The sequence below is a fragment of the Paraburkholderia sp. BR10937 genome (assembly GCF_040965695.1).
Lineage (GTDB): Bacteria > Pseudomonadota > Gammaproteobacteria > Burkholderiales > Burkholderiaceae > Paraburkholderia.
On the sequence record NZ_JBFRCL010000180.1, the window covers coordinates 1 to 343 of the forward strand.

Annotated in this window: 1 rRNA gene; it reads left to right on the plus strand. The window is 53.1% G+C overall.

Going from position 1 to position 343, the window contains the following annotated elements:
- A 23S ribosomal RNA gene (locus tag AB4Y44_RS42540) occupies positions 1–104 on the plus strand; the annotation flags it as partial.
- Between the last annotated feature and the right edge of the window lie 239 nt (positions 105–343).

Here is a 343-nt window from a genome sequence, read left to right on the forward strand (position 1 = left end):
TCCCCTTGAAGGGTCGTTCGAGACCAGGACGTTGATAGGTCAGGTGTGGAAGCGCAGTAATGCGTTAAGCTAACTGATACTAATTGCCCGTAAGGCTTGATCCTATAACAGGTGTGCCTCCCTCCCGGTGTGGAGTGAAGGGCGCACAGGTTGAGATCACGTGTCGGTCTACGTTAATGCTTCAGCATTTACGTAAAACCCACACTATGTGTGTTGTGCCTGAAACAACACAACCCCAATTCAGCAACACCTCTTTACGCTTCTTCCCGATTGGCTGTGGCGCAGAACCCTGCGACGCAGCAACCCGTCATGCCTGATGACCATAGCGAGCTGGTCCCACCCC